Annotated in this window: 18 protein-coding genes and 1 tRNA gene; 7 read left to right on the plus strand and 12 right to left on the minus strand. The window is 62.6% G+C overall.

The genetic code is table 11. The features are described from left to right. Positions 1 to 10: 10 nt before the first annotated feature. The 6 genes from J5N58_RS05720 to ruvC all read right to left on the minus strand — a co-directional run bounded on the left by J5N58_RS05720 (position 11) and on the right by ruvC (position 3936). Positions 11 to 943: a metallophosphoesterase gene (locus J5N58_RS05720; protein ID WP_112828642.1), complete on the minus strand. Its 933-nt coding sequence runs from the start codon at positions 941 to 943 to the stop codon at positions 11 to 13. After that, on the minus strand, positions 944 to 1984 hold the full coding sequence (gene ruvB, locus J5N58_RS05725) for a Holliday junction branch migration DNA helicase RuvB (RefSeq protein WP_244709999.1): 1041 nt from the start codon (positions 1982 to 1984) through the stop codon (positions 944 to 946). It abuts the gene before it with no gap. A 93-nt stretch (positions 1985 to 2077) separates the two neighbouring features. Next, entirely contained in the window at positions 2078 to 2695 is a 618-nt protein-coding gene (gene ruvA / locus J5N58_RS05730; protein WP_112828640.1) for a Holliday junction branch migration protein RuvA, read from the minus strand. Between the two features lie 12 nt (positions 2696 to 2707). After that, entirely contained in the window at positions 2708 to 3124 is a 417-nt protein-coding gene (locus tag J5N58_RS05735; RefSeq protein ID WP_113340644.1) for a type II toxin-antitoxin system VapC family toxin, read from the minus strand. After that, on the minus strand, positions 3105 to 3368 hold the full coding sequence (locus J5N58_RS05740) for an AbrB/MazE/SpoVT family DNA-binding domain-containing protein (RefSeq protein WP_112828638.1): 264 nt from the start codon (positions 3366 to 3368) through the stop codon (positions 3105 to 3107). The genes J5N58_RS05735 and J5N58_RS05740 overlap by 20 nt, the downstream gene beginning before the upstream one ends. Positions 3369 to 3423: 55 nt before the next feature. Beyond that, on the minus strand, positions 3424 to 3936 hold the full coding sequence (ruvC, locus tag J5N58_RS05745) for a crossover junction endodeoxyribonuclease RuvC (RefSeq protein WP_113442235.1): 513 nt from the start codon (positions 3934 to 3936) through the stop codon (positions 3424 to 3426). A gap of 196 nt (positions 3937 to 4132) precedes the next feature. Here ruvC and J5N58_RS05750 point away from each other — a divergent pair, with 196 nt between their 5' ends. The 6 genes from J5N58_RS05750 to J5N58_RS05775 all read left to right on the plus strand — a co-directional run bounded on the left by J5N58_RS05750 (position 4133) and on the right by J5N58_RS05775 (position 13119). Then, a complete protein-coding gene (locus tag J5N58_RS05750; RefSeq protein WP_113442374.1) occupies positions 4133 to 5134 on the plus strand; it encodes an LLM class flavin-dependent oxidoreductase in 1002 nt (333 codons plus the stop codon). Positions 5135 to 5307: 173 nt separating this feature from the next. Further along, positions 5308 to 7629 carry a methyl-accepting chemotaxis protein gene (locus J5N58_RS05755; RefSeq protein ID WP_113466524.1) on the plus strand — a complete coding sequence of 774 codons (2322 nt, stop codon included), beginning with the start codon at positions 5308 to 5310 and terminating at the stop codon, positions 7627 to 7629. A 291-nt stretch (positions 7630 to 7920) separates the two neighbouring features. Further along, positions 7921 to 8751, plus strand: coding sequence for an outer membrane protein (locus tag J5N58_RS05760; RefSeq protein ID WP_113340641.1), 831 nt, complete (start codon positions 7921 to 7923; stop codon positions 8749 to 8751). A gap of 216 nt (positions 8752 to 8967) precedes the next feature. After that, positions 8968 to 10146, plus strand: a complete 1179-nt coding sequence (locus J5N58_RS05765; protein WP_113442233.1) for a phosphoserine transaminase — start codon at positions 8968 to 8970, stop codon at positions 10144 to 10146. Positions 10147 to 10233: 87 nt separating this feature from the next. Further along, on the plus strand, positions 10234 to 11829 hold the full coding sequence (gene serA, locus J5N58_RS05770) for a phosphoglycerate dehydrogenase (RefSeq protein WP_112828633.1): 1596 nt from the start codon (positions 10234 to 10236) through the stop codon (positions 11827 to 11829). A 291-nt stretch (positions 11830 to 12120) separates the two neighbouring features. Beyond that, complete coding sequence (locus J5N58_RS05775; protein WP_244710002.1) at positions 12121 to 13119, plus strand: Tim44 domain-containing protein; 999 nt, start codon at positions 12121 to 12123, stop codon at positions 13117 to 13119. Positions 13120 to 13350: 231 nt separating this feature from the next. Here the strand turns inward: J5N58_RS05775 and J5N58_RS05780 are convergent, their stop codons facing one another. From J5N58_RS05780 to mnmA, 5 genes are all read right to left on the minus strand, one after another. Beyond that, positions 13351 to 13935, minus strand: a complete 585-nt coding sequence (locus J5N58_RS05780) for a transglycosylase SLT domain-containing protein (protein WP_113439392.1) — start codon at positions 13933 to 13935, stop codon at positions 13351 to 13353. 132 nt (positions 13936 to 14067) lie between these two features. Further along, on the minus strand, positions 14068 to 14556 hold the full coding sequence (locus J5N58_RS05785; protein WP_244710004.1) for a hypothetical protein: 489 nt from the start codon (positions 14554 to 14556) through the stop codon (positions 14068 to 14070). Next, positions 14550 to 14672, minus strand: coding sequence for a hypothetical protein (locus tag J5N58_RS25920; RefSeq protein WP_280519901.1), 123 nt, complete (start codon positions 14670 to 14672; stop codon positions 14550 to 14552). The genes J5N58_RS05785 and J5N58_RS25920 overlap by 7 nt, the downstream gene beginning before the upstream one ends. A 241-nt stretch (positions 14673 to 14913) precedes the next feature. Beyond that, a tRNA-Met gene (locus J5N58_RS05790) sits at positions 14914 to 14990 on the minus strand. 136 nt (positions 14991 to 15126) lie between these two features. Next, positions 15127 to 16323, minus strand: a complete 1197-nt coding sequence (gene mnmA / locus J5N58_RS05795) for a tRNA 2-thiouridine(34) synthase MnmA (protein ID WP_112828630.1) — start codon at positions 16321 to 16323, stop codon at positions 15127 to 15129. Between the two features lie 202 nt (positions 16324 to 16525). On the opposite strand from mnmA, the gene dgcA reads away from it, so the two are divergent. After that, positions 16526 to 17512, plus strand: coding sequence for an N-acetyl-D-Glu racemase DgcA (dgcA, locus tag J5N58_RS05800; protein WP_112828809.1), 987 nt, complete (start codon positions 16526 to 16528; stop codon positions 17510 to 17512). Positions 17513 to 17525: 13 nt separating this feature from the next. Here the strand turns inward: dgcA and J5N58_RS05805 are convergent, their stop codons facing one another. After that, positions 17526 to 19106 carry an FGGY-family carbohydrate kinase gene (locus J5N58_RS05805; RefSeq protein ID WP_113442230.1) on the minus strand — a complete coding sequence of 527 codons (1581 nt, stop codon included), beginning with the start codon at positions 19104 to 19106 and terminating at the stop codon, positions 17526 to 17528.

Raw genomic sequence — 19106 nt, forward strand, 5'->3', positions numbered from 1 at the left:
GAATCCTCGTTCATGAGGCCGGTATTTCCGCCGCTCCGGTTCCGCCGAGTTCGACCACGACGATCTCAGGCGGAGCGCCGAGTCGAACCGGCAGGTTGGACAGTCCGAAGCCGGCGGAAACGATGAGATGGCGTTCATCCTCGACGATGTGGCCATAGGCATAGCGGTTACCGTAGCGCGAGGGCACCAGCGGCGAAAAACCGAAAAGCCTGATCTGGCCGCCATGGGTGTGTCCCGACAGGGTCAGGGAGATTCGCCCGGGAACCTCGACGAAAATGTCCGGTTCGTGGGCCATGAGGATGGCGGGTTCATCTCCCCTGATCTGCGTCAGGGTTCCGGAGAGATCGTCGAGACCGTGGATGATGCCCGACCCGTCGGGCGCCGGATAGCCCGGCTGGAGCTGGTCGGCGAGGCCCGCGAGCCAGAAGCCGCGTCCGTCCTTTTCGAGCCGGACGGCGAGATTGTCATAGACGGGGATGCCGACATTGCCGAGCGCCCTGTGCGCGAGCGTCGGTCCGCGTCTTGCGGCAAGGGCCGCAGGGTCGTTCAGCCAGTCGTGATTGCCGAGGATGGCATGAACGCCGAGCGGCGCTTTCAGGCGGGCCAGCGCTTCCGCCCATCTCGCCGGTTCGACGTAGCCGGTGTTGAACCACATACTGGTCATGTAGTCGCCGAGAAGGAGGACGATATCTCCGTTAAGGGCGTTGGCCTGATCGCAGATCGCCGCAATCCGCTCGGCGGGCATCCATGGTTCGCAGGCATGGAAGTCGGCCAGCACTACAAGCCGGAGCCTGAGATCCCGTGGCCAGGCGCGTGGGTGGACGGAATATTGAGTGACGCGGGGCCGGGCGAAGGGCTCGACGCCGACCGCGTAGGTGCTGGTTCCAAAGCCGGCCATCAGCAGACTGCCGAGAAGCTTGAGGAACCCGCGCCGCGCGATCATTCAATCCTCCTCGAGCGATAGCCGGAATTGCGCGGCTTCCAGATCCTTGGGCGGCTGAAGCCCGAGATGCTTCCAGGCGATGGCCGTGAGGACGCGGCCGCGCGGCGTGCGCTGGATGAACCCCTGCTGGATCATGTAGGGCTCGATGATATCCTCGATCGCATCGCGAGGCTCGGAAAGCCCGGCGGCGATGGTCTCGATGCCGACCGGGCCCCCACCGAAGTTGACGGCGATCATGTTCAGATAGCGCTTGTCGAGTTGGTCGAGGCCCATATTGTCGACGAGCAGGCGGGTCAACGCCTCGTCGGCAATCTCGCGGGTGACCGCTTCGGCGCGGGCGACTTCCGCGAAGTCGCGTACGCGACGCAGGAGGCGACCGGCGATGCGGGGCGTGCCGCGGGCGCGGCGGGCAATTTCGCGGGCGCCTTCGTCGGTCATGCCGAGCCCCATCAGGCGCGCGCCGCGGCGCACGATCAGTTCCAGTTCCTCGACCGTGTAGAAATTCAGCCGGACCGGAATGCCGAAACGGTCGCGAAGCGGCGTGGTCAGCAGGCCGAGACGGGTGGTTGCCGCGACGAGGGTGAACTTGGAGAGATCGATCTTGACCGAGCGGGCGGCGGGCCCTTCGCCGATGATGAGGTCGAGCTGGAAATCCTCCATCGCAGGATAGAGAATTTCCTCCACCGCGGGGTTCAGACGGTGGATTTCGTCGATGAAGAGCACGTCGCGCTCCTCGAGATTGGTCAGCAGCGCGGCCAGATCGCCGGCCTTGGCGATGACGGGGCCTGAGGTCGAGCGGAAGTTTACGCCGAGTTCCTTCGCCATGATCTGGGCAAGGGTGGTCTTGCCGAGACCGGGCGGGCCGACGAACAGCACATGGTCGAGCGCTTCGCCGCGATTCCTGGCGGCCTCGATGAAGATCTTCAGGTTGGCGCGGGCTTTGGCCTGGCCGGTGAATTCGTCGAGCGACTGCGGACGCAGCGCGGTGTCGATATCCTCGCCACGCTTTTCCGATGAGATGAGACGGTCGGCTTCACTCATGACAGTACTTCCGGTTGGCGGCCATCTTGGCAGCGCGGAGGGGACCGCTCAAGCGCCTTTGACCAGATTCAGTAGAAGGGGTAAAGCGCGGTATCACCGCGACAGCTCCTTGAGGCCGAGGCGGATCAGCTTCGCGCTGTCCGCGCCTTCGCCGCCGTTCTTCAGGGCCGCGGCGATGGCATTGGCCGCCTGCTCGCGCGAATAGCCGAGATTGGTGAGTGCTGAGACGGCATCCGCGACCGGAGCCGCGGCAACGCCTTCGCCGAGTTCCTGCTTCAGGCCGATCGTGGCGGCGGCCTCGCCGGCAAAGGCGGGCGCCTTGTTCTTCAGTTCGGTGATGATGCGGACAGCGACCTTCGGTCCGACACCCGGCGCGCGGGAAACGGCGGTCCTGTCCTGAAGCGCGATGGCATTGGCAAGTTCCGACGGCGTCAATGTCGAGAGAACGGCGAGCGCCACCTTGGTGCCGACGCCCTGCACGCTCTGCAGGAGGTTGAACCATTCGCGTTCGAGCGCGGTGAGGAAACCGAAGAGCTTCAGCTGGTCCTCGCGGACATAGGTCTCGATGAACAGGACCGCGGCCTCTCCGGGCGAACCGAGCCTGGACAGCGTGCGCGAGGAGCAGTGAGCAATGTAGCAGACGCCATGCACGTCGATCAGCGCGTGGTCGTCGCCGATTTCGTCGATGGTGCCTTTGAGCTTGCCGATCATGAAGTGTGTCCGTCAGGGATGGGTTTCGGGGGAGATGATGTCGATATCCGGAAAATAGGAGCGGTAGCGCTGAGGGTCGCGGGTCAGCAGCCGGTGTGCTCGCACGGATGCATGCGCCCCGATGAAGAAATCCGGTAAGGTTCGCTCACGCAGACCGCCGCTCCGTCTGTAGGCGACGTGGGCCCTGCCGGCCTCGTAGGCGGCGGAAAACGGCAGGACTTCTCGCACAAGGTCCAGACGTGCCAACAGGTTGGCCAGATCTGCCTCGCTTGCCGTCATGCTGGCCAGTTCGGCCCAAACGATCGGGGTAAGAATCAACTGGGAGCGCCGCTTCCACGATGCAAGCTGGCCGGCTGACCAATCCCGAAATACGTTCGGCGGACCGAACACGTCGATGAAGATATTGGTATCAACGAGGATCGAGGTCATCGCGCGGTCCCCTGAGCCATTGCATGAATTCGTCGGTGCTCATGCCGCCGGTGTCGAAAGAGCCGCTTACGCTGTTCAGCCAAGCTTCGAAGTCTGCCGGCTTCTGATCGGTATTGCCGGCGATCAGGACCAGCCTTGCTCCCTTTTCATCCGCGACGAACTCCACTTCCGAACCCGGGACGATACCGAGCCGGTCGCGAATGTCTTTGGGGATGGTCACCTGACCTTTTTCCGTTACACGCATGGTAATACCTCTCAAGTATTACCTAGCGAGCCAACGAGAACAAGTCAAGAACAAATCAGGCGGATGCCAGCACCTTCCGCATGCGATCGCCGCCGCGATTGTGGGCGTGGCAGATGGCGATGGCCAGCGCGTCGGCGGCGTCGTTGCCTTTGAACTCGGCCTTCGGCATCAGGATCTTCAGCATCATGTGGATCTGCTGTTTTTCGCCGTGGCCGACGCCGATCACCGATTTCTTCACCGCGTTCGGCGCATATTCGGAAACCGGCAGGCCGGCGCGGGCAGGAACCAGCATGGCGATGCCGCGGGCCTGCCCGAGCTTCAGGGTTGCCACCGCGTCCTTGTTGACGAAGGTCTGTTCGACGGCGGCTTCGTGGGGCCGATAGTTGTGAACCACGTCCTCCAGTCCGTCATGCAGCTGGCGAAGGCGCGAGGCGAGGTCCATGTCGCCGTCGGAGGTGACAGTGCCGGAGGCGACGAAGCGCAACGAGTTGCCGAGCGTCTCGATGATGCCCCATCCCGTGCGCCTGAGGCCGGGGTCTATGCCGATAATCCGAATCGTATCTCGCATGGCGCTATCCTAGCTGGCTGTCTTACGGCTCTGCCAGCGAAAAGTGAACAAACCAAAAACATTCGGTTCAAGAGTCCACAACATCGGTTCAAAAAGATTGTGGTGACGGTTGCTCCGGATCGTCATTTCGTTCTGGTATTGCCTCGGCGGGTCTCTACATATGAGTGCATAGCAAGACCAGAATAGGATGCCGCGCATGATACCCTTTTCGATCCTCGACCTGTCACCGATCGCCGAGGGACATACCGTAACAGAGGCGCTGGACGCTTCCCGGCGAATGGCGCAGAAGGCAGAAGAACTGGGCTTCAAGCGTTTCTGGCTTGCCGAGCATCACGGCATGCCGGGGATCGCCAGCGCCGCAACATCCATCGTGATCGCCCATGTGGGGGCCGCGACGAAGCGCATTCGCATCGGTTCCGGGGGCATCATGCTGCCGAACCACTCGCCGCTGGTGATTGCCGAGCAGTTCGGCACGCTTGCGGCGCTGTTTCCCGACCGTGTCGATCTCGGTCTGGGCCGCGCGCCCGGCACAGATATGCGGACGGCGCGGGCTCTCCGCCGCAATCTTGAGGCGGGCGCCGAGAGTTTTCCCCATGATATCATCGAGTTGCAGCGTCTTCTCGGCGAGCCGGGCGAGGATCAGGCCCTTCTCGCCATTCCGGGTGCGCGAAGCCATGTCCCGATCTGGCTCCTCGGGTCCAGCCTTTACAGCGCCCATCTCGCCGCCGCCCTCGGGCTGCCCTATGCGTTTGCCTCGCATTTCGCGCCGGATTCGCTCCTGGAAGCGATCGCCATCTATCGCGAGCGGTTCGAGCCCTCGGCGGAACTCGACGAGCCGCATGTGATGGTCGGCGTCATGGGGGTGGGGGCCGACAGCGATGCGCAGGCACGATATCTCTTCACGTCCTCCCAGCAGCAGTTCGTCAATCTGCGGCGCAATGTGCGGCGTCCTTTCCCGCGGCCCGTCGACACGATGGATGGCATATGGACCGACATGGAGCGCATGGGCGTCGAACATACGCTGCGCTATGCCGTGGTGGGATCTCCCGCCACGGTGAAAAGCAAGTTGAAAGATTTTCTCGACGAGACGGGCGCGGACGAGCTCATCGTTTCCATGCCGATCCACGATCTCGATGCCCGCCTACGCTCGGTGGAGATCTTCGGCGGCCTGATGGAAAAAGTCTCCTGCAATAGCTGAAATTTCGGGGGTGTCGCCCACCAGAAATTGCCGTTCCCCTTAACTGGCGTTTAAACAACACCTTGAATGATGCGGTCTCCAGGGTGGCCGCATGAACGCGGTTCCGCCTGGCATGGCTTTAAAAAAGACCGCCGCATTCAAGAACAGGCGACGGCGGCCGCGGGGATTCGCTTATGGTTTTTCGTTTCAACTCGCTTTCTTCCAAGGTGATCGGGATATTCCTGCTGCTGACGGCGCTGTCGGTGGGGATACTCAATGTCCTCGCCTATTTCACCTCCAGCTCGCTTTTCGACAAGCAAACATACCGTGCCATGCACGGGACGCTGACGTTCCGGGGCGACATGCTGAAGGAACAGTTGCAGCAACTGGAAAACCAGGCGACCTCCATCGCCAAGATCGAAGGTCTCCAGCAGTCGTTCACCTCGATGAAGAGCGGCTGGAACACCATCGTCAAGAATTCCGGCGATGCGAAGGGTGAGCTTCAGACGGTTTTCATCAAGAACAACCCCTATCCCGCGGGTGAACGCGAAAAGCTGCTGAAACCGGAAGGGCCGAGCGGTTTCTATTATTCGAACCACGAGGCGACCCAGAATCTGGTGGCCGGCTACCTCAAGGGCACCCAGTTCCGTGACCTGCTGATGGTCGACCCGGCGGGCAATGTGATCTACTCCTATCGCAAGGGGCAGGTGTTCGCGGAAAATGTCACCGGCGGAAACCTCGCAGGCAGCGGCCTTGGCCGGGCCTTCGCCCGTAGCGTCGAGGTCGCCGCCAAGGCGGTCGAGGATGCCGCGCCGACGACCTTTTCGGGTCTGAAGACCGGCAGCGACGCGCAGTCCCCGGACATCTATTTCTCCGTGCCGGTCGTGAAGTTCGGAGCCTTCAAGGGCTCGATCCTGTTCCAGTTGCAGGATACGGCCATCACCAGCCTGCTGTCCAAGGGGATCGCCGCCGACAGCGTCGAGCGGGCGGCCGTTCTCTCCGAGGACGGCACCGGCATCAGTCTCGGCGCCGACGGCAGGCTTGTCGACATCGCCGCCGCACCCTTCGGCTTTGCGCCGGAGGCCATGCAGGGCAATGGCGGCATCGTCATCAGCGATTTCGATCGGGAGGACGGCGCCGCGCGGGCCTATGGCCGCGCCGTGGAATTCAGCGGCGGGAAATACCTGATGGTCGAGAGCCTGACGCTGGCCGAACTCGGCGCCGGCTCGCTGCAGATCGCCCTGACACTCACGGCAATCGCTGTCGCAGCTCTGGTGGTCATGGCGATTGCCACAGGTGTTATAACCCGCCGTCTGTTCGCACCTTTGACCCGTCTTGCCGTGGTAACGGGCCAGGTGGCCGATGGCCAGCTCGACAACCCCGTCGCCAACCAGAACCGCGGTGATGAAATCGGCACCATGGCCCGGGCGCTGGAACGCTTCCGGACCGCGCTCATCGAGCAGCAGCAGCTGGAAAGCCGGGCGAACGAGGAGCGAGAGCAGGCAGAAGCGGAGCGTCGCCAGCGCTTCGCGGAACGGGAAGCCGAGGCCCGCACGCTTGAGGGCGTCGTTGCCGCTCTCGATCAGGGTCTCGATCGTCTTGCCCATGGCGATCTCGCCTTCGAAATCCGCCAGCCGTTCCCGAGCGAACTCGAAACCCTGCGCATCAACTTCAACAACGCGCTTTCGACCTTGAGCGCCACGCTTTCCGGTATCGGCGGCAATTCGCTTGCGGTGCGCGGCGGCTCCGAGGAGATGCGCGCCGGCGCCGACCAACTGGCCGAACGCACGGAACGCCAGGCCGCGGCGCTGACGGAAACGGCGAGCGCAATCAAGGCGATGACCGATGCGGTCAAGACCCAGATCGCCCGCGGCGAGGATGCGGAGCGGATCGCACGCAATGCCAAGGACGAGGCGGAGCAGTCGAGCCGCATCATGCGCGAGACGATTGCGGCGATGGAAGCCATCCGCGGCTCGTCCCAGGAGATCAATCAGATCATCGGCGTGATCGACGAGATCGCCTTCCAGACCAACCTTCTGGCACTCAATGCCGGCGTCGAGGCGGCGCGTGCCGGCGAGAGCGGCAAGGGCTTTGCGGTCGTTGCCCAGGAAGTACGCGAACTTGCCCAGCGGTCGGCAACGGCTGCGAAGCAGATCACCAGCCTGCTTGCGAAGTCGACCGGCGAGGTGGAGCATGGCGTCGGCCTGGTCGAAAAGGCTGGCAGCGCGCTGCAGGGCATCGGTGAACGGGTGCTCTCCATCAACGCGAAGATCGGCGAGATGATGCATTCGACCCGCGAGGAGGCGCAGACGCTTTCCGAGATCAACGGTTCGGTCAATGCCCTCGACGTCATGACCCAGCAGAACGCCGCGATGGTCGAGGAAACCACCGCCGCCATTCACCGGCTGGCGAGCGAGGCTGCGGAGATGGACCAGCAGCTCGGGCAGTTCACGCTCGGCGAACAGGATGCCGCTCCGCGCCACGCCGGTTCCTACGAAGTGCGACGGGCAAGCTAGTCGCGACAGGCTTCTCTGTTCCAGTCGAAACGCGGCGGGTCGATCCTGCCGCGTTTTTTCGTTTGCCCGGGGAACCGTGGATAAAGGACGCGCAACCAAAAGGCGATTTTCTTGTCCTTCGACAGGTGCCTTTTCTTCGGGCTACATGCCTATGGTAAGTAAAATGACAGCAAACACGGTAAACAGACGTAGTTAAGCCGACCTTAACTTTTTTCCTTCATTATCCAAGAGAAATCACCAGTCGGCCATGCGGGTCCGATGCCTCAACGATGGATTTTGGAGTACCTAACCATGAAGACGAGCCTTCTCGCTGCGGCGGCCGTACTGCTTGTCAGCACGACCGCAACCTATGCGGCAGATCTTTATCAGCCTGAGCCGGCTCCGATCATGGAGGCTCCGGAGGTGACCGTAGCCGAGGCGTCCGGCTGGTACCTGCGCGGCGATGTCGGCTATTCCTTCAATCATCTGCGCGGGGCTGAATACTATCAGGGTTCCAACGCCAATCTGGTCGATTTCGAGGATGCCGAGCTGAAGGATGCGTTCTCGGTCGGCGCCGGTGTCGGTTACCAGATCAACAACTACCTGCGCACGGATCTGACGTTCGACTACATGTTCAAGTCGGATTTCGACGGCTCGACGATCGGTAGCTGCGGCGTCTCCTCTGCCTGCACTTCCTCCGACGTTTCGGCCATGCGCGCCTACACGCTGATGGCCAACGCCTATGTCGATCTCGGCACCTACGGCCTGTTCACGCCTTATGTCGGTGGCGGTATCGGCGGTTCCTACGTCAAGTGGGACAAGCTGCGCAACACCTCCTGCGCCGACGATGGCAGCGGTTGCGACGATACGGTCGAGCATGGCGGCAAGGGCGAATGGCGCTTCGCCTACCAGCTGATGGCCGGTGCCTCGATCGACCTCACCTGCAACGTCAAGGCCGATGTCGGCTATCGGTTCCGCCACACGCTCGGCGGCGACATGTTCGGCTATCAGCTGAACGGCGGCCCGGGCTACGACAAGGGTTTCTACAGCCACGAAATCCGCGCCGGTGCCCGCTATGTGTTCGGTGCCTGCGAGCAGCCGGTTGCCTACGAACCGCCGCCGCAGCCGATCGTCTACAAGTAATACATATCGTTTTACTTCGATTTTCAAAGCCGTCCGGTCGCCGGGCGGCTTTTCGCGTTTTGCGTGCAAATCCGTGTTTCCGGCATGATCCGCCAGCGGCGAAAAATTTTCCGAAAGCGACACGAAATTCGCTTGACGGGAAATCCCGACAGGCGTAGTTCCGACGGCGGGACACCTCTCCCCAACGAGAGGCTAATTACCTGGAAGGGTATCTATATGGCTGATATCGTCGCCCCCGCCGCGCGTCCGGCGAATACTCATTTTTCTTCTGGCCCCTGCGCCAAGCGCCCCGGATGGACGCTTGAGGCTCTTTCCGATGCTCCGCTCGGTCGTTCGCACCGCGCCAAGGTCGGCAAGGCCAAGCTGAAGCAGGCCATCGATCTTACCCGCGAAATTCTGAAGGTTCCGGCCGATTACCGCATCGGTATCGTTCCGGCCTCCGACACCGGCGCCGTCGAAATGGCGCTCTGGTCGCTGCTCGGTGAGCGCGGCGTCGACATGCTGGCCTGGGAAAGCTTCGGCGCCGGCTGGGTTACCGACGTCGTCAAGCAGTTGAAGCTCAAGGATGTCAGAAAGTTCGAAGCCGACTACGGCGAACTCCCCGATCTTACTGCCGTCGATTTCGACCGCGATGTCGTCTTCACCTGGAACGGCACCACCTCGGGCGTTCGCGTTCCGAACGCCGATTTCATCCCGGCCGACCGCAAGGGCCTGACCATCTGCGACGCGACTTCGGCGGCTTTCGCGCAGAACCTCGACTTCGCCAAGCTCGATGTCGTCACTTTCTCCTGGCAGAAGGTTCTGGGCGGCGAGGGCGGTCACGGCATGCTGATCCTTTCTCCTCGCGCCGTCGAACGGCTGGAAAGCTATACGCCGGCATGGCCGCTGCCGAAGATCTTCCGCATGACCAAGGGCGGCAAGCTGATCGAGGGCATCTTCACCGGCGAGACTATCAACACGCCGTCCATGCTCTGCGTCGAAGACTACATCGACGCGCTGCTCTGGGCGAAGCAGATCGGCGGTCTCGATGCGCTGATGGCCCGTGCCGACGCCAATGCCAAGGTCATCTTCGACTTCGTCGCGGCGAACGACTGGATCGCCAATCTCGCCGTCAAGGACGAGACCCGTTCCAACACTTCCGTTTGCCTGAAGATCGTCGACAAGGATGTGGCGGCGCTCGACGCAGATGCACAGGCTGCTTTCGCCAAGGGTGTTGTCGCTCTCCTCGAGAAGGAGGCCGTCGCTCTCGATATCGGCGCTTACCGTGACGCTCCGTCCGGTCTGCGCATCTGGGCCGGTGCCACCATCGACAAGGCCGACATGGAAGCGCTGATGCCGTGGCTCGCATGGGCTTACCAGACCCAGAAGGCCACGCTTGCCAAGGCTGCGGCCTGAGGCTTTCCGGCTCCGCCGTCAAAAGGCGGAGCCTCTTTGAAAATTCCCAGCATTCATCGACACGAACTCTTTGAAGGAGGCCTCGCAATGGCACCTCGCGTTCTCGTATCCGACGAACTGTCGGAAACCGCCGTCCAGATTTTCCGCGATCGCGGCGTTGAAGTGGATTTCCAGCCGAAGATCGGCAAGGACAAGGACAAGCTCGCCGAAATCATCGGCAACTATGACGGTCTTGCCATTCGTTCCGCGACCAAGGCAACGGAGAAGCTGATCGCAGCCGCGACCAACCTGAAGGTCATCGGCCGCGCCGGCATCGGCGTCGACAATGTCGATATCCCGGCTGCATCGCGCCGCGGTATCATCGTCATGAACACCCCTTTCGGCAATTCGATCACGACCGCCGAGCATGCTATCGCCCTGATGTTCGCGGTTGCCCGCCAGCTTCCGGCTGCCGACGCCTCGACGCAGGCCGGCAAGTGGGAAAAGTCGAAGTTCATGGGTGTCGAAATCACCGGCAAGACGCTCGGCGTCATCGGTGCCGGCAACATCGGTTCCATCGTCTGCTCGCGCGCCATTGGCCTCAAGATGCACGTCCTTGCCTATGACCCCTTCCTGTCGAAGGAACGCGCCGAGGAAATGGGCGTGACCAAGGTCGAGCTCGACGAACTGCTGGCGAAGGCCGATTTCATCACACTGCACGTGCCGATGACCGACAAGACCCGCGGCATTCTCAACAAGGAAGCCCTTGCCAAGACCAAGCCCGGCGTTCGCATCATCAACTGCGCCCGCGGCGGGCTGGTCGACGAGGTCGCCCTTGCGGAAGCCATCAAGTCGGGACACGTCGCCGGCGCCGGTTTCGACGTGTTCGAGGTCGAGCCCGCAACGGAGAGCCCGCTGTTCGGCCTGCCGAACGTCGTCTGCACGCCGCATCTCGGCGCTTCGACGACGGAAGCGCAGGAAAACGTCGCCCTGCAGGTGGCCGAACAGATGTCGGATTACCTGGTCAAGGGCGCCGTGACCAACGCCATCAACATGCCGTCGATCACGGCGGAGGAAGCCCCGATCCTGAAGCCGTTCATCAAGCTCGCCGACGTCCTCGGCGCGTTCGTCGGCCAGGTCACGGAAGGCCCGATCAAGGAAATCGAAATCCTCTACGACGGCCAGACCGCGACCATGAACACCAAGGCGCTGACCTCGGCTTTGCTCGCCGGTCTCATCCGCCCGCAGGTGGCTGACGTCAACATGGTGTCGGCGCCCGTCATGGTAAAGGAAAAGGGCATCATCCTGTCCGAGGTCAAGCGCGACAAGACCGGCGTTTATGACGGATACATCAAGCTCACGGTCACGACCGAGCGGCAGACCCGTTCGGTTGCCGGTACGGTCTTCTCCGACGGCAAGCCGCGCTTCATCCAGATCAAGGGCATCAACATGGATGCCGATGTCGGCCAGCACATGATCTACATCACCAACACCGACGTTCCCGGCATGATCGGTTTCATCGGCACGACGCTCGGCAATGCCGGCGTGAACATCGCCAACTTCCAGCTCGGACGCGAAAAGGAAGCCGGCGACGCGATCGCTCTCCTTTATGTGGACGGCCAGGTTGACCAGGCGGTTCTCGACAAACTGACGGCCAATCCGGCGATCAAGCAGGCCAAGCCGCTGACCTTCAGCGTCGAATAAGGTTTCTCCTCCCAAGAGAAAGATCCGGAAAGCCCGGCAGGCGATGTCCTGCCGGGCTTTTCTCTATTTTTGTCGCGGGCGTGTTCGTATTCGCGGACCGCAGTGTTCGCGCCTCACCAAAACGTGAAGACGAATGCCGCTGCCGAACCCGTGAAATTCGCGGTGTTTCGGTGGCGCAAGCGGGAAAAGCGCATGGTCCGTCTTCAATATTTCGCGAAGCCGTCCCATATGAGGGGCATCGAATTCCGGCGCTTATGCCGGAGAAGGCCAGGAAAGGGACAGGTTCGGACCATGGGGCGATACGGTAAGTTTTTCGGAGTTCTGGCAATCGGTATGGCGGTTGCGCTGAGCGTTGCCGACATGGCGGAAGCACGCAAGGCAAGCGGCGGCTTCGGCAGCCGTGGCACGCGGACCTATTCCGCTCCGCCCGTCACCCGCACCGCGCCTGCGCCGGCTGCCCCTATCGAGCGGTCGATGACACCGAACACCGGCGCCACGCAGACCCAGCCCTCGGTTGCCCAGTCGCGCCAGAACGCCACGCGCCCCGGCCTGTTCGGCGGACTTCTCGGCGGCCTGGGTGGCGGTATCCTCGGCGGCCTGTTGATGGGCGGCCTGTTCGGCATGCTGCTCGGCTCCGGTTTCGGCGGCGGTTTCGGCTTCCTCGGACTGCTGCTGCAGATGGTGCTGATCTTCTTCGTCGTGCGTTTCCTCATGCGCATGTTCGCCAATAACCAGCCGGCGCTTTCCGGCGCAGGCGGCACGGCGCGCAACAATGCGCAGCCGTCGCAGTCGCGTCCGTCTTTCGAAATCCCGCGCATGGGTGGCGGTTCAGCTTCGGCAACGCCGGCGGCACCTCGGAACGGCAATGCCGATGAAATCGGCGTCGGTCAGTCCGACCTCGACCGTTTCGAGGTGCTCCTGAAAGAAATGCAGGCGGCCTATGCGGGGGAAGACTATTCGGCGCTCCGCCGGATCACCACGCCGGAGGCGATGTCCTATCTCGCCGAGGAACTGAGCGAAAACGCGACCCGCGGCGTCAAGAACGAAGTGCGCGACGTGCATCTGGTACAGGGCGATGTCGCCGAGGCCTGGCGGGAAGGCAATGTCGATTACGCCACCGTTGCGATGCGCTACGAGAGCATCGACTACCTGCGCGACCGCGCGACGGGCCGGGTCGTCAGCGGCGATCCCGATCATCTCTCTGAATCGACGGAGATCTGGACCTTCGTCCGCCGCCCGGGCACCGACTGGCAGATTTCGGCAATCCAGGCGGTCGGCGACCCCGAGTGAATTCGACGGCGCTTCGCTTACTGCCGTCTTCCCGGCCTTGAGCCGGGAACCAGCGCGATCAAGTCCTTGATCGTAAAAGAGTCTTGCGCGCGATGGACATCGCGCCGCTGGATGCCGGAACAGGTCCGGCATGACGGAAAAGGATGAATCGGCTTGCAACAAAGACCTTTCTCAACAAGCTGAAGGCCCGCGTTCGCGGGCCTTTTCGTGTCTTCGACTTGAAGCCCGAATTCAGTTCGGGCAGCTCTGCAACTGCCGGGAATAGGTATAGGCGATGTTGGTGAAGCGCTTGGCGCCCTGCAGCGCCTCGCTGTTGCTGCGGTAGCTTCCGCGCGAGTAGCCGGCATGACCGGAATGGTATGCGAGATAGAGCTGATAGGGTTCGTTCAGCGGAATGCCGTTCTTGATGTTGCTCTGGCGGTGGTACCAGCCGATGAACTGGATGGCATCGGCAAAGTCGGTGCGGCGCGCGCCGTAACGGCCGGTTTCGCGCTGATAACGATCCCAGGTGCCGTCGAGCGCCTGCGAATAGCCGTAGGCCGTCGACCTGCGCTTCCACGGGATGAAGCCGAAGAGCTTGGTGCGCGGAGGCTTGGCATTGGCCTTGAAACCGGATTCCGTATAGATCGTCGCCATCAGGATCGGCACCGGCACGCCATATTCGCGCTCGGTGTTCTGCGCCGCCCTTCGCCAGTTGTTGAACAGGCCGTCGCGCTGCTCGAATATGGCGCAGGCATTGCGCGTCTGGCTCGGCGGCTTGGCGCAGGCAGACAGGATCAGCATGACGCTGAGCGTAGAGACAAGGGCGGTACGCATGACAAAGACCTCTCTTGGAGCCCTCAGTCTATTCCTTAAAATTTAATGAAAAGTTTTCTGACCTTTATGGGGGATAAGGGCAGAGGCCAGCAAACGGCCAAGAGATCCGCAAGCCGCTGTTTCTGCGTGTTGTCAGCGCGATATGGCCTCGTTCGGGTGCTCGTTCAGGATATCAGCCATTTCGGCCGCGTCGCTCTCGCGAAGCCGGGAGACCTGCCGGCCGCCGATCTCGCAGATTGCTTCATCGTATGAATCAACGACACTCCATGTGCCGGAATGGTCCTTGCGGCTCGCGTACCGTTGCAAATATACCCTTCCTCCTTTCGGCTGAAGATCATTCTCGCTGGGGGTAGCGCGTTGCAATGCGCCGCCTTCGTTTTCCCATTCGTTCAAGGCTTCGGCAGTATCTTGCTTGTTTATGGCCGATGGGTCACGAGGCTCGTTGCCAACCATGCCGGCTTTAATGCGGCTGATTGTTGACAGCTCCTCTTCATAGTCCCTGCCGGCGACGGCGACGAGATTTGCAGTAGCGTAGGCCGCACGGCTAAGAAGACGCATCAAGATGCCCTGGCTGTATTCACGGACAGCTGCTCGGCGAGTGAATATGTGAACCGCTACCATAGCCATCCCTCCGTCAGAACAAATGCGACGAAGATCATGCTGAGACCGGACACGCCATAGCCGATCATTTCGGCAAGCGTGTACTGTTTATAAGGGTTGTGGGAGATGGAAGACATGACGTCCTCCTTTGTTGGGGCGAAGAGCATCCCCTTCTGTCACCAGCGCCCGTTTTGTGTGCTGGAGATAAACGTTTATGCGCTTCAATTGTGTCGGGAGAGTGATGACATATGACTGTAAGACAGACTATGAAGCATCAGCTTTCGGTTTTGTGTGCCAAAGCCAATGTTGATTTGTGCCAAAGGCAGCGCCGCGCGCATCAAGGTATCCAGCGGAAGGTCATAGGGGAGAAGGAGAATTTGGTAGCGGGAGGCGGACTTGAACCGCCGACCTTGGGGTTATGAATCCCACGCTCTAACCACCTGAGCTATCCCGCCACACATCGGTCGAGGCGTTTGAAAAATCAAAGCCGCCCGAAGCGATGGGCGGCTTATAAGGCGAGGCTCCCGTTAGTGTCAAGCGCGTGACAGGCAAAAACAGAAGCGTTTTCACCGGCGTTGGGAAGCGTTGCCTTCAGGCGGCAACGGGAGCGGAAAGAAGCGCCTTCAGGGAGGCTTCCGCCTCTGCTGCGCGCTCCGAACGATCGATGAAGCCGCCGCCATAGACGCGGGCATCTGCGCCCGGCGCCGAATAAAGGACACAGGCCTGGCCGGGCGCTATGCCGGCTTCGCCGATCTCCAGATCGACATAGACGCCGTTTTCGTCGGCATGCAGCATAGCCGGTGCCGGCGGGCGGGTGGAACGGACCTTGGCGAAGCAGGCAAAACCGTCACGGGCTTCGTCGGCCAGCGGCCGGTCGCCCAGCCAGTTGATGTCGCGCAGGTAGACGCGGTGGGTTTCCAGCGCTTCCTTCGGGCCGACGATGACGCGGCGCGAGCGGGCATCGAGATAGATGACGTAGAGCGGTTCGCCCGTGGCGACGCCCAAGCCCTTCCTCTGTCCGATGGTGTAATGCAGGATGCCTTCATGGCGACCGAGCACACGGCCGTCGAGATGCACGATATCGCCGCCAAGCGCTGAATCGGGGCGGAGCTTGGTGATGATGTCGGCATATTTGCCCTGCGGCACGAAACAGATGTCCTGGCTGTCCGCCTTCTGGGCGACGACGAGGCCCATTTCCTCGGCCAGCGCCCGGGTTTCGGCCTTGGAGAGGCCGCCCAGCGGAAAGCGCAGGTAATCGATCTGTTCCTGCGTCGTAGCGAACAGGAAGTAGCTCTGGTCGCGTTCGCTGTCGATCGGGCGGAAGAGCGCCCGATGGCCCGGATTGCCGGGAAGGGGCGTCGCCTTGGAACGGATATAATGGCCGGTTGCCAGCGCGTCGGCGCCGAGTTCCCTGGCGGTCGCCAAGAGGTCGGCGAACTTGACGGTCTGGTTGCATGCAACGCAGGGGATCGGCGTTTCTCCGGCGACATAGCTTTCCATGAACGGGTTGATGACCGTGTCGCGGAAGCGCTGTTCGTAATCGAGGACGTAATGGGGAATGCCGAGCGTTTCGCAGACGCGGCGCGCATCGTCGATGTCCTGGCCGGCGCAGCAGGAGCCGGCGCGATGCACGGCGGCGCCGTGATCGTAGAGCTGCAGCGTGATGCCGAGGACATCGTAGCCCTCGCGTTTGAGGATGCCGGCGACAACGGACGAATCCACGCCGCCCGACATCGCCACAACGACGCGGGTATCTTCAGGCTTCTTGTCAAAATCCAGCGTATTCACGGGGCTTGTCCGCCAATTTCATGCGTTAGAAAGGCGAGGCATGCGGCCGGCATTCCGCCATCGGAATGCGGCAAATTGCGATTATGGATCGCGAAGACCTCGACCAGATTGTTGACGGATATAGAAAGGATTGCCGTCCCGCGCAAGGGGCGGCGATTCGGGAGCGGCGGCAAGGGCCCTGCAGGCAAAGGAATGGACGACGATGACAGGCCTCATTCTGACTGCGACGGAAGAGCGTTTTCCGGTCGCCGGCAGCTTCACCATTTCGCGCGGGTCGCGCACCGAAATCCACGTCGTGACGGTTATGCTTTCGGACGGCAGTTTCACCGGGCGAGGCGAGTGCGTGCCCTATGCCCGCTATGACGAGACCGTCGACGGGGTGATCGCGACCATTCTTTCCTGTGCGGCCGACCTGAAGACGGGCATGACGCGCGAGGCGCTGCAAGCGCGGCTGCCGGCGGGGGCCGCGCGCAACGGCCTCGATTGCGCCTTCTGGGATCTCGAGGCAAAACGCGGCGGACGGCCCGCCTGGCAGATTGCCGGCCTGTCCACGCCGAAGCCGGTCGAGACCGCCTTCACGCTGTCGCTCGGGACGCCCGAGAGCATGCGCGAGGCTGCGGCGAAGAATGCTGCGCGGCCGCTCCTCAAGGTGAAGCTCGGCGGCGAGGGCGATATCGAACGGATCGAGGCGGTGAGGGCGGGCGCGCCTGCCTCGAAAATCATCGTCGATGCCAATGAGGGCTGGTCGATCGATGAGTATCAGGCGCTTGCGCCCGTTCTGGTCAAGCTCGGCGTGGCGCTTGTGGAACAGCCGCTGCCGGCGGGCAAGGACGATGCCCTTCTCGATATCGAGCGGGTTCTGCCCGTCTGCGCCGACGAGAGCTGCCATGACCGCGCTTCGCTCGCCAGGCTCGTTGGCAAGTACGATGCCGTCAACATCAAGCTCGACAAGACGGGTGGCCTGACCGAGGCGCTGGCGATGCGGGAGGCGGCGCTTGCCGCCGGTTTCGACGTCATGGTCGGCTGTATGCTCGGCACCTCGCTCGCCATGGCGCCGGCCTTTCTGGTGGCGCAGGGCGCGCCTTATGTCGATCTCGACGGGCCGCTGCTGCTCGCCGCCGACCGCGACGATCCGGTCCGATATGAGGGGTCGATGATGCAGCCGCCCGCGGCGCGGCTTTGGGGTTGATGGCGTCTCGACTCTATAATGCATCCAGTTCGGCGCGATGGCGCTGCATGGCAAGGAAGCGCCGATAGTCGCGCTCATAGAGGGGGCGTTTGGCTTCATCGGGCCGCCGGGTCAGCGAGGATGCGGCCATTCCGACGCCTGCGGCGGCAAGCGAGGGATAGAGCCCGCCTGCAGCTGCCGCATTCATGGCGGTGCCAACGAGCACGGCGTCGTCGGTTTCGGGGATGACCAGTTCGCGCCCGGTGACATCGCCATAAAGTTCGACCAGCAGCGGGTTCTTGACGTGCCCGCCGGTGAGATGCAGCCGTTCCGGCCGGATGCCGCTCTTTTCCATCGCTTCGAGGATCTGGCGGAGCGCCAGCGCAATCGCCACGCAGGCGCGCCAGTAGATGCGGCAGAGGCCGTCAAACGAGCTGTCGAGCGTGAGGCCGAAGATCGCGCCGGTGAGATCCGGATCGGCAAAGGGCGAGCGATTGCCGTGAAAATCGGGCAGGATATGGAGGCGGGCGGCAAAATCCGGCCCTTCCGTCTGCCTGAGGGCCTGCACCCGTTCGATGACCTGTCGATGCCGGGCCGGCGTCGGTTCTCCGCCTTCCGCATGCAGCCGCAGCAGATGATTGAGCAGGCCGCCGGTGGCCGACTGGCCGGCTTCGACCAGCCATTGACCGGGAAACACCGCGTCGAGGAAGGGGCCCCAGAGACTCTTGCCGAAATGGGGCGCGGCGGCAAAGGAAATCAGGCAGCTTGAGGTTCCGCCGATCAGCGCGATCCGCTTTTCCAGCGATTTCGGTTCCTCGGCGATGGCGCCCAGCACGCCGAGCGCGCCGGCATAGGCATCGACCATGCCGGCGGCGACCACGACGGCCCGGTCGAGACCGAGCTCTGTCGCGGCCCTTTCCGTCAGCGGGCCGACCGCCTTGCCGACGGCCACACCCTGTTGCGGCAGGCCGCCCCGCGCCAGAAGGTCGCCGAGGCCGATCCTGTCGAGAAAATCGGGGCTCCAGCCGCTTTTCTCATGGGCGAGAAAATTCCATTTCGATGTGAGCGTACAAAGCGACCGGCCGGTGCTGCCGGTGGCGCGCCAGCTCATGAAATCGGCGAGATCGAAGAAATGGCCGGATATCGCCCAGAGATCGGGGCGATTGCGCTTCAGCCACATCAGCTTCGGGATCTGCATCTCCGGCGAGATCGCCTCGCCGGCATAGGCGAGCAACGGGTGGCGCGTCGCGCTGATCTCGGCGGCCTCGCGGCTGGCGCGATGGTCGAGCCAGGCAATCGTGTCGAAGGTGGCGCCGCTTTCGCGAGCTAGCGCCAACGGCTCGCCCCTGGTATCGCGTAGCACCAGCGAGCAGGTGGCGTCGAAGGCAAGGGCAGCGATGCGTTCAGCCGGCAGGTCGGTGACTGCGAGCGCCTCGCGGACGGCCATGCAGGTGGCGCTCCATATCTGTTCGGAATCGTATTCGGCAATGTGGTCGCCGAGACGCCGCATCTCGATCGGGTGTTCCCTGCGGCAAAGCAGCCGGCCCTGTCTGTCGACGATACCGGCGCGCGCGCTGCCCGTCCCGACATCAACCGCAATCACGTGGTCGCGCAT

Origin of the sequence: Paenirhizobium cremeum (assembly GCF_022884085.1) — a bacterium.
Classification (GTDB): Bacteria; Pseudomonadota; Alphaproteobacteria; order Rhizobiales; family Rhizobiaceae; genus Allorhizobium; species Allorhizobium cremeum.

Bases quoted from the DNA above. Each gene is read 5' to 3' on its own strand.
- ruvB (WP_244709999.1), bottom strand. From the start codon at position 1,984: ATGAGTGAAGCCGACCGTCTCATCTCATCGGAAAAGCGTGGCGAGGAT.
- ruvA (WP_112828640.1), bottom strand. From the start codon at position 2,695: ATGATCGGCAAGCTCAAAGGCACCATCGACGAAATCGGCGACGACCAC.
- J5N58_RS05785 (WP_244710004.1), bottom strand. From the start codon at position 14,556: ATGGTAGCGGTTCACATATTCACTCGCCGAGCAGCTGTCCGTGAATAC.
- J5N58_RS05735 (WP_113340644.1), bottom strand. From the start codon at position 3,124: ATGACCTCGATCCTCGTTGATACCAATATCTTCATCGACGTGTTCGGT.
- serA (WP_112828633.1), top strand. From the start codon at position 10,234: ATGGCACCTCGCGTTCTCGTATCCGACGAACTGTCGGAAACCGCCGTC.
- J5N58_RS05780 (WP_113439392.1), bottom strand. From the start codon at position 13,935: ATGCGTACCGCCCTTGTCTCTACGCTCAGCGTCATGCTGATCCTGTCT.
- J5N58_RS05740 (WP_112828638.1), bottom strand. From the start codon at position 3,368: ATGCGTGTAACGGAAAAAGGTCAGGTGACCATCCCCAAAGACATTCGC.
- dgcA (WP_112828809.1), top strand. From the start codon at position 16,526: ATGACAGGCCTCATTCTGACTGCGACGGAAGAGCGTTTTCCGGTCGCC.
- J5N58_RS05775 (WP_244710002.1), top strand. From the start codon at position 12,121: ATGGGGCGATACGGTAAGTTTTTCGGAGTTCTGGCAATCGGTATGGCG.
- J5N58_RS05760 (WP_113340641.1), top strand. From the start codon at position 7,921: ATGAAGACGAGCCTTCTCGCTGCGGCGGCCGTACTGCTTGTCAGCACG.
- J5N58_RS05765 (WP_113442233.1), top strand. From the start codon at position 8,968: ATGGCTGATATCGTCGCCCCCGCCGCGCGTCCGGCGAATACTCATTTT.
- J5N58_RS05755 (WP_113466524.1), top strand. From the start codon at position 5,308: ATGGTTTTTCGTTTCAACTCGCTTTCTTCCAAGGTGATCGGGATATTC.
- J5N58_RS05805 (WP_113442230.1), bottom strand. From the start codon at position 19,106: ATGCGCGACCACGTGATTGCGGTTGATGTCGGGACGGGCAGCGCGCGC.
- J5N58_RS25920 (WP_280519901.1), bottom strand. From the start codon at position 14,672: ATGTCTTCCATCTCCCACAACCCTTATAAACAGTACACGCTTGCCGAA.
- ruvC (WP_113442235.1), bottom strand. From the start codon at position 3,936: ATGCGAGATACGATTCGGATTATCGGCATAGACCCCGGCCTCAGGCGC.
- J5N58_RS05750 (WP_113442374.1), top strand. From the start codon at position 4,133: ATGATACCCTTTTCGATCCTCGACCTGTCACCGATCGCCGAGGGACAT.
- J5N58_RS05720 (WP_112828642.1), bottom strand. From the start codon at position 943: ATGATCGCGCGGCGCGGGTTCCTCAAGCTTCTCGGCAGTCTGCTGATG.